Genomic DNA, 7,652 nt, shown 5'->3' with positions numbered 1-7,652 from the left:
GGGTTCCGGGCTGACGTCAGCGAAAGTGTAGAGACCGAGTTCCATGCCGTGCCATCCTGATGACTTTGTTTCGATGTTTGTGCGTCGCGCTGGAGATAGCTACCCGCCCGCCGCGCCGCCAGAGGCGCGGACTGTGAACACTGCATGTCGGTTTTCGCGCGGGATTGTGACGTCTCCCAGTTGCAACAGCCCAGAATTTCATGGCTGGCATACCGTTTTGGCGCTTGAACTATCGGTTTTCGCGCGTATGTAAGCGTCGCGAATTGACTTCAGGGAAGTGGACTTGGCTATCTACAGGGAAAAAGACATTTTCGAGCGGCGCAATGCCGCGAACGAGGCAAAGAAGGCGCTTCTGGAGCGCTTCAAGTCAAAGCCGGCGGCGGACGATCCTGCAGTGCTGGCGCGACAAGCCGAACGCAAGGCAATCCTTGAGGCGCGCGCGATACGCGAAGCCGAAAAGGCCAGGCTGAAGCAGGAAAAGCTGGCCCGCGAAGCGGCTGAGAAGGCCGCGCGCGAGGCAGCTGCCGAGGCAGCGCGCATTGCCGCCGAAGAGGCGGCTGCGGCGGAGGCCAAGATCCGGGAAGCCGAAGAGAACGAGCGCATTTCCCGCTTGCTCGCCGACGAGGCCGAACGCAAGGCCAAGCGCGATGCGCGCTATGCCGCGCGCAAGGCGCGTGTCGGCCGGACGCCTCCGGGCTTCTCGGCCCGCTAACAGCGGTTTCGTTCGAAGAGCAGGTTCAGGGTCGCCAAGGGCGGCCCCGAACGCGTTTGCCGTGCGGCAAACGTCAGGCCACCAGCTTCAAGCCGACGATGCCGCAGACGATGAGGCCGATGCAGGCGAGCCGAACCACGGTCGCCGGCTCGCCGAGCAGCCAGATGCCGAGCAGCGCGGTGCCGACGGTGCCGATGCCGGTCCACACCGCATAGGCGGTGCCGACGGGCAGCGCCTTCAGCGCCAGGCCGAGCAGGCCGAGGCTGACGATCATCGAGGCGACGGTCAGCACCGTCGGCACCAGCTTAGAGAAACCGTCAGTGTATTTCAGGCCGATCGCCCAGCCGATCTCGAACAGGCCGGCGAAAAACAGGTAAATCCACGACATCGGGACGCTCCATTCGCTGCGTGCTGCCCACAAGGCGCGTTGCGGTCCAACTGTGCCGACGCGCGGAGCAGCACTGGGAGCACGGGTCGTCCCGGCCGGGTTTTGGGAGAGAAGCGAGGTCGTCCTCGCCACACTGATATAGGCAGTCCTCGGCCCAATCAACAAAACACCGGCAGCATGATCCATGCCGCCGGTTGTAAATCCGCGCCGTGACGGATCAGCCGAGGCCTATTTGTCCTTGAGCCGCGTCGCCTTCACCGGCGGCGCCTTAAGGGCCGGGGCCGCGGCGGGCTTCTTCGCGTCCTTCTTCGGCTTACGGGCTTCCTTGCCCGCCTTCATCGCACCTTTAGCCATGATTCGTTCCTCCGATTGTGGGCGATGAAGTGAAACAAGAGAAAAGCCGGACTGCAAGAGGACATTGTCGGACGCGCGTGGCGGCCTAGCCGCTGTCAACCGGTTTTCGCCGGTGAATCGCCTGTGGACCTTCGACGGCCGAGCGTTAATGCGCACCACGACGAAACGGAATCGGGCGTCGCGCTTTAAGTCTTTGTCTTGATGCTCTCCCCAAAACCGCTGCGCAGTTTTGGGCCACATGCATTAAGCTCCAGGCGTCAACCGGGACAGCGCGGCATGGCTGGGCATGGCGGATCGAAAAAGGTCATCTACGCGGCGCTTGCCGGTAATCTGGCGATCGCGTTGACCAAATTCGCCGCCGCGGCCTTCACCGGCAGTTCGGCGATGCTTTCGGAAGGCGTGCATTCGCTGGTCGACACCGGCAATGGCGGGCTGCTGCTCTACGGCATGCATCGCGCCGCCCGCCCGCCCGATCGCAGCCATCCGCTCGGCCATGGCCGCGAGCTCTATTTCTGGAGCTTCATCGTCGCCCTCCTCGTCTTCGCGCTTGGCGCCGGCGTGTCGTTCTACGAAGGCGTGGTGCACATCATGGCGCCGGAGCCGGTCGCCAATGTCATGGTCAACTATGTCGTGCTCGGCCTTTCCTTCCTGTTCGAGGGCAGTTCCTGGTATGTGGCGCTGATGGCGTTCCGCCGTGAGAAGGGCAGGCTGGGCTGGTTCGAGGCGGTGCGGCTCAGCAAGGATCCAAGCGTCTATACGGTGCTGTTCGAGGACAGCGCGGCGCTGCTCGGCCTGGTCGTCGCCTTTGCCGGCATATTGGCGGCGGAAGTCTTTGCCATGCCCGAGCTCGACGGCGCCGCCTCGATCGGCATCGCGCTGATCCTCGGCTCGACCGCGATCTTCCTGGCGCGCGAGAGCAAGGGCTTGCTCATAGGCGAGCCGGCATTGCCGGAGGTGCAGAAGAGGGTGCTGGCCATCGTGCAGCAGGATCCAGCGGTGCGGCGGGCGAACGGCGTTGTCACCGTCCATATGGGACCGCAAGAGATCGTCGCCGGCCTGAGCGTCGAGTTCGAGGACCATCTGACGGCGCCCGAGATCGAAGTCTGCGTCGAGCGGCTGGAGGCGCGGCTGAAAACCGAGATGCCGGAGATCACGCGGCTGTTCGTCAAGCCGCAGACGACCGGAACGTGGGAGCAACGCCGCAAGCTGATCGACGCCGCGTCCGGCGACCAGCCGATTTAGCCAAGTCATTGCATGGTCCGGTTGCCGCGCTAGAATCTCCAAGACTATCCAGGGAGAAGCTAGGATGAAAATCGACGGCGGGTGCCATTGCGGCGCCATCACCTACGAAGCCGAGGTCGACCCCGAAAAGACCTCGATCTGCCACTGCACGGACTGCCAGCAATTGACTGGCACAGCCTTCCGCGTGACGGTTCCAGCCCCGGAAAGCAACTATCGGATCACCAGCGGCTCGCCGAAGGTCTACATCAAGACCGGATCCTCTGGCGCCAAGCGCGCGCAGGGCTTTTGCGGCGACTGCGGCTCCCATCTCTATGCGACCTCGGTCGGCGATGGGCCGAAGATTTATGGCATCAGGGCCGGTACGTCGCGTCAGCGCGAGGAACTGATTCCGAGAAAGCAGGTCTGGCACCGCTCCGCACTGCAATGGTTGCCGGAATTCCAGGGCATGACGACCATCGAGGAGCAGTAGCGCCGCCTCAGTCGCCGTCCTCGACAACCCTCAGCCTCAACTGGCCGGTCTTGGAATCCGCCACTCTGGCGCCGGCCTCGACCCTGCCGCCGCGCGGCGCCTCCGCTTCGCCTTCGCCAAACTCCAGCGCCTCGATCTTCTGGCCGCGCTTGGTCACTTTAGACGTCGAGACCAGAATGTCGTCGATGTCCTTGGCCGACTGGGTAAAATGCGTCTGCAGCCGGCGTACCCGCTCGTCGACACGCCCCACATCCTCCATCAGCCGGATCACCTCGCCCTGGATCAGATGCGCCTGCTCGCGCATGCGGGCATCCTTCAGGATTGCCTGGATGACCTGGATCGACAGCATCAACAGCGACGGCGAGACGATGACGACGCGGGCCCGGTGCGCCTTCTGCACCACCGCCTCGAAATTCTCGTGAATCTCGGCGAATACCGATTCCGAGGGCACGAACATGAAGGCGGTGTCCTGCGTTTCGCCCTGGAGCAGGTATTTGTCGGCGATATCGCGGATATGCACCTCGATATCGCGCCGGAAGGCCTGCGCCGCGGTCTTCTGCATCTCCGCGCCTTCGGCGGCGCGGATGGCGTTCCAGGCCTCCAGCGGGAATTTGGCGTCGATGGCGAGCGACGGTGCGCCGTTCGGCATACGCACCAGGCAGTCCGGCCGGCTGCCGTTCGACAAGGTCGCCTGGAATTCATAGGCACCATGCGGCAGGCCATCGGCGACGATCGTCTCCATGCGCGACTGGCCGAAGGCGCCGCGCGTCTGCTTGTTGGAGAGGATCGCCTGCAGCTGCACGACCTGGCCGGCGAGCGACTGGATGTTGCCTTGCGCGGTATCGATCACCGCCAGCCGTTCCTGCAGCTTGGCCAGGCTCTCATGCGTCGATTTGGTCTGCTCGGTCATGGTCTGGCCGATGCGGCCGGTCATGGCGTCGAGACGCTGGCCGATCGACTGGGTGAGCTCGGCCTGCCGCGCCCCGAACACTTCGGCGATAGCACCCATGCGCCCCTGCATCTCGGCCTGGGCCTGCAGGATGCCAGCCATCCGCGCCTCGGCGTCGCGTGCATGGTCGGCGGCCTCCGCCGCGGCGATCGTGCGTGCCTTGGCCGAGCGCCACAGCGCGATGACCAGCGCAACGAAGAGGCCGAGGAACAGGATCGCGCCGAAGGCCAGCATATGGCCGAGCGTGAGCGTGCTGGCGCCGAGCCGGGCCACGGGTTCGGAAAGGATGGAGCTCAGGTCGTTCATAAGGGCAGCATAGATGATTCGGCCCCCCGGCACAGATCAAAACGTGAACAGGTCAAAGCTGCCCCGGTTGACGCTTTTCGCATGACGTCTTAGGTGAGACGCCATGTCGATCAAGCCACTTGTCATTCTACCTGATCCCGTCCTGCGCCAGGTGTCCAAACCGGTCGAGCGCGTCGACGCGCCCTTGCGCAAGCTGGCTGGCGACATGCTGGACACCATGTATGACGCGCCGGGCATCGGCCTGGCGGCCATCCAGATCGGCGAGCCGCTGCGCATGCTGGTCATCGACCTTGCCAAGGAGGACGAGACGCCGGCGCCACATGTCTTCATCAATCCGGAAATCCTCGAAAGCTCCGACCAGCGTTCCGTCTATGAGGAAGGCTGCCTGTCGATTCCGGATTACTATGCCGAGGTCGAGCGTCCCGCCGCGGTGCGGGTGAAGTATCTCGACCGCGACGGCAAGCTGCAGGAGATGCAGGCCGAAGGGTTGATGGCGACCTGCCTGCAGCATGAGATCGACCATCTCAACGGCGTGCTGTTCATCGACCACATCTCGAAGCTGAAGCGCGACATGGTCGTGAAGAAATTCAGGAAGCTCGCCAGGGACAAGGCGCCGGGCAAGCTGGTGGGCTAGGGGGTACCGTTTCTTGAGTCTGGGTGCAGATATTGATATCATTGATATCAATCTGAGGCACGCTGATGGGTGACATGCTGATCAGGGGTATTCCCGAACCTTTGAAACGTGAAATCGAGCAGGCGGCCCGCATCGGCGGCCAAAGCCTGTCGGGCAAGGCCATCGATCTCCTGCGCAAGGGCATCATCGCTGAGAAGGAAGCCCGGTCGGCGCCCGGTCTTTCGGCGTGGGATTCCATTCGCTCGGTGTTCGACGCCGAAGCCAGCGACGAATTTGTCGAAACCATGGATGAAATCGAAGCGGAGCGGAAACGAGACTTCGGCCGCCCGCCAGAGGATTTCGAGTGATCGTCCTCGACACCAACGTCATTTCCGAGACCAGCAAGCCTAAGCCCGACGAGAATGTGGTCGGGTGGTTTCGCAGACAGGATCTGCTTGCACTCCATCTATGCGGCCCGGTTGTAATGGAACTGTTCTTCGGCGCGGAACGGGTTTTGAACAGGACCGGGTCGGAACGCTATGTTCGTCAACTCGACCAATTGATTTCGCAGCAGTTTGACGGCCGTGTCGTCGATTTCTCCGGTTCGATCCCTGCGCTTGCTGGGAAGCTGCGTGCTGCACGGGAGGCAGTGGGGCGTCCCATCAGCCTCTCTGACGCCATGATTGCCGCCATATGTCTGGCCCACGACGCCACGCTCGCAACGCGCGACGTGCGCGATTTCGACGGGCTTGACCTGAAGCTTGTAAACCCTTTTGAAGTGGGCGCCTAAGCCAGCACGAAAATAGGATTGCACGACAAAATGTCGCTTCGCGTCATCTTCATGGGCACGCCGGAATTTTCCGTGCCGACGCTGCGCGCGATTGCCGAAGCGGGTCACGAGATCGTCGCCGTCTACACCCAGCCGCCACGCGCCGCCGGCCGGCGCGGGCTTGAGTTGACGCCGTCGCCGGCGCAGCGCGAGGCAGAGCGGCTGGGCATAGAGGTGCGCACCCCGGCCTCGCTCAAGGGCGAGGCCGAGCAGCGGGCTTTTGCCGATTTGCGGGCCGATGTTGCGGTGGTCGTGGCCTATGGATTGCTGCTGCCGAAAGCCATTTTGGACGCGCCCCGGCTCGGCTGCCTGAACGGTCATGCCTCGCTTCTGCCGCGCTGGCGCGGTGCCGCTCCCATCCAGCGCGCCATCATGGCCGGCGATGCCGAAACCGGCATGATGGTGATGCGCATGGAAGAAGGTCTGGACACCGGCCCGGTGGCGTTGCTTGAAAAATGCGCCATCGAACCCGATATGACCGCCGGCGAACTGCATGACCGCCTCATGGCGATAGGCGCTTCGCTGATGGCCGAAGCGCTCGCGCAGTTGGGGATAAATTGTCTGACATTTACCCAACAGGCGACAGCGGGGGTGACCTACGCCCGAAAGATCGATAAATCGGAGACACGCGTAGATTGGACGCGGCCTGCCGGCGAAGTCCACAATCACATTCGCGGCCTCTCGCCCTTTCCGGGCGCGTGGTGCGAGGTCGAAATTGGCGGCCGCATGGAGCGGCTGAAACTGCTTCGTTCGACGCTCTCGGATGGCGTCGGCGAGTCGGGAGGAATTCTCGATGACCGGCTGACGGTCGCCTGCGGGTCAGGCTCGGTACGGCTGGTCGAAGTTCAACGGGCGGGCGGAAAGCCCGCCGCCGCGCAGGAGTTTTTGCGCGGGGCCAAGATCGGAAAAGGAACGAAACTCTCATGAGCATGATGTCGATACGCGCGGCGACGCCGCGGGATCGCGAGGCGATCCGCCTCGTCGAAGAGCATGCCTTCGGCCAGCAGGCGGAGGCCGGCCTGGTCGACGCGCTGGTCACCGGCGGCGATGCCGTCGTCGAACTGGTGGCGGAAGAGGACGGCCAGGTGGTCGGCCATATCCTGTTCTCCAGGCTTTTTGTGCAGAACGGCGGCAGGCAGTTTGCCGCGGTGGCGCTGGCGCCGCTGGCGGTCGAGCCGTCCTTCCATGGCACCGGTATCGGCGGCGCCCTGATCCGCGAGGCGCATGTCCGCCTCAAGGAAGCCGACGAGCGGCTTGCCGTGGTGCTCGGCGACCCTGCCTACTACGGTCGCTTCGGCTACAGCCATGCGCGCGCCGAAAAATTCGAGAGCGAGTATCAGGGCGAGGCGCTGCAGGCACTGGCCTGGGGCGCTGCACCCGAGGGCGGCAAGCTGGTCTACGCTTCGGCCTTCACCGCGCTTGCCGCCTAGGCGGCAAGCAAAGGCCTCCATGCCGCGTTTTCGCCTCGATATCGAATATGACGGCAGCCAATTCGCCGGCTGGCAGCACCAGGCGGATCAGCCTTCGGTGCAGCAGGCGATCGAACTGGCGATCGAGAAATTCTGCGGCGAGCAGGTCAGGCTGCGCGCCGCAGGCCGCACTGATGCCGGCGTGCATGCCACCGCCCAGGTGGCGCATGTTGACCTCGCCAGGGCCTGGTCGGGCGACAAGGTGCGCGACGCCGTCAACGCCCATCTGCAGGCGGCTGGCGCGCGCATCGCCGTCTTGGAGGCGGGTATCGTTGCCGACGATTTCGACGCCCGCTTCTCCGCCACCGGCCGGCACTACCT

General features: G+C 63.9%; 12 protein-coding genes. 9 read left to right on the top strand and 3 right to left on the bottom strand.

Annotated elements, in window-relative coordinates; all coding sequences use genetic code 11:
* The first annotated feature begins 283 nt into the window (after positions 1 to 283).
* On the top strand, positions 284 to 712 hold the full coding sequence (locus EN742_RS16860; RefSeq protein WP_126057212.1) for a DUF6481 family protein: 429 nt from the start codon (positions 284 to 286) through the stop codon (positions 710 to 712).
* Between the two features lie 73 nt (positions 713 to 785).
* Here the strand turns inward: EN742_RS16860 and sugE are convergent, their stop codons facing one another.
* Together sugE and EN742_RS38160 are read right to left on the bottom strand one after the other, a co-directional pair.
* On the bottom strand, positions 786 to 1,100 hold the full coding sequence (gene sugE / locus EN742_RS16855; protein WP_126057211.1) for a quaternary ammonium compound efflux SMR transporter SugE: 315 nt from the start codon (positions 1,098 to 1,100) through the stop codon (positions 786 to 788).
* A 228-nt stretch (positions 1,101 to 1,328) separates the two neighbouring features.
* Complete coding sequence (locus EN742_RS38160; RefSeq protein WP_189347582.1) at positions 1,329 to 1,694, bottom strand: hypothetical protein; 366 nt, start codon at positions 1,692 to 1,694, stop codon at positions 1,329 to 1,331.
* Between the two features lie 36 nt (positions 1,695 to 1,730).
* Between EN742_RS38160 and EN742_RS16845 the strand changes: the two genes are divergently transcribed.
* Positions 1,731 to 2,696 carry a cation diffusion facilitator family transporter gene (locus EN742_RS16845; protein ID WP_126057210.1) on the top strand — a complete coding sequence of 322 codons (966 nt, stop codon included), beginning with the start codon at positions 1,731 to 1,733 and terminating at the stop codon, positions 2,694 to 2,696.
* A 64-nt stretch (positions 2,697 to 2,760) separates the two neighbouring features.
* Positions 2,761 to 3,165 (top strand): GFA family protein, encoded by a 405-nt coding sequence (locus tag EN742_RS16840; protein ID WP_126057209.1) that lies wholly within the window; start codon positions 2,761 to 2,763, stop codon positions 3,163 to 3,165.
* Positions 3,166 to 3,172: 7 nt separating this feature from the next.
* On the opposite strand, the gene EN742_RS16835 is transcribed toward EN742_RS16840, so the two are convergent.
* Entirely contained in the window at positions 3,173 to 4,420 is a 1,248-nt protein-coding gene (locus tag EN742_RS16835) for a DNA recombination protein RmuC (protein WP_127400093.1), read from the bottom strand.
* Between the two features lie 103 nt (positions 4,421 to 4,523).
* On the opposite strand from EN742_RS16835, the gene def reads away from it, so the two are divergent.
* The 6 genes from def to EN742_RS16805 all read left to right on the top strand — a co-directional run.
* The gene (gene def, locus EN742_RS16830; protein WP_126057207.1) at positions 4,524 to 5,054 is read left to right on the top strand and encodes a peptide deformylase; all 531 of its coding nucleotides are present in this window, start codon (positions 4,524 to 4,526) and stop codon (positions 5,052 to 5,054) included.
* Positions 5,055 to 5,119: 65 nt separating this feature from the next.
* Positions 5,120 to 5,401, top strand: a complete 282-nt coding sequence (locus EN742_RS16825; protein ID WP_126057206.1) for a plasmid stabilization protein — start codon at positions 5,120 to 5,122, stop codon at positions 5,399 to 5,401.
* Complete coding sequence (locus tag EN742_RS16820) at positions 5,398 to 5,823, top strand: type II toxin-antitoxin system VapC family toxin (protein WP_126057205.1); 426 nt, start codon at positions 5,398 to 5,400, stop codon at positions 5,821 to 5,823. The genes EN742_RS16825 and EN742_RS16820 overlap by 4 nt, the downstream gene beginning before the upstream one ends.
* Before the next feature lie 30 nt (positions 5,824 to 5,853).
* Positions 5,854 to 6,789, top strand: a complete 936-nt coding sequence (fmt, locus tag EN742_RS16815) for a methionyl-tRNA formyltransferase (protein ID WP_126057204.1) — start codon at positions 5,854 to 5,856, stop codon at positions 6,787 to 6,789.
* Complete coding sequence (locus tag EN742_RS16810) at positions 6,786 to 7,292, top strand: N-acetyltransferase (protein WP_126057203.1); 507 nt, start codon at positions 6,786 to 6,788, stop codon at positions 7,290 to 7,292. The genes fmt and EN742_RS16810 overlap by 4 nt, the downstream gene beginning before the upstream one ends.
* 19 nt (positions 7,293 to 7,311) lie before the next feature.
* The coding region (locus tag EN742_RS16805; RefSeq protein WP_148670130.1) for a tRNA pseudouridine synthase A at positions 7,312 to 7,652 on the top strand (341 nt) is incomplete at its 3' end.

The organism is Mesorhizobium sp. M4A.F.Ca.ET.020.02.1.1 (genome assembly GCF_004022645.1).
GTDB lineage: Bacteria > Pseudomonadota > Alphaproteobacteria > Rhizobiales > Rhizobiaceae > Mesorhizobium.
Note: the sequence above shows the minus strand (reverse complement) of the source record. Positions and strands in the feature narration are given on the sequence as shown.

Bases quoted from the DNA above. Each gene is read 5' to 3' on its own strand.
- sugE (WP_126057211.1), bottom strand. From the start codon at position 1,100: ATGTCGTGGATTTACCTGTTTTTCGCCGGCCTGTTCGAGATCGGCTGG.
- EN742_RS38160 (WP_189347582.1), bottom strand. From the start codon at position 1,694: ATGTGGCCCAAAACTGCGCAGCGGTTTTGGGGAGAGCATCAAGACAAA.
- EN742_RS16845 (WP_126057210.1), top strand. From the start codon at position 1,731: ATGGCTGGGCATGGCGGATCGAAAAAGGTCATCTACGCGGCGCTTGCC.
- EN742_RS16840 (WP_126057209.1), top strand. From the start codon at position 2,761: ATGAAAATCGACGGCGGGTGCCATTGCGGCGCCATCACCTACGAAGCC.
- EN742_RS16835 (WP_127400093.1), bottom strand. From the start codon at position 4,420: ATGAACGACCTGAGCTCCATCCTTTCCGAACCCGTGGCCCGGCTCGGC.
- def (WP_126057207.1), top strand. From the start codon at position 4,524: ATGTCGATCAAGCCACTTGTCATTCTACCTGATCCCGTCCTGCGCCAG.
- EN742_RS16825 (WP_126057206.1), top strand. From the start codon at position 5,120: ATGGGTGACATGCTGATCAGGGGTATTCCCGAACCTTTGAAACGTGAA.
- fmt (WP_126057204.1), top strand. From the start codon at position 5,854: ATGTCGCTTCGCGTCATCTTCATGGGCACGCCGGAATTTTCCGTGCCG.
- EN742_RS16810 (WP_126057203.1), top strand. From the start codon at position 6,786: ATGAGCATGATGTCGATACGCGCGGCGACGCCGCGGGATCGCGAGGCG.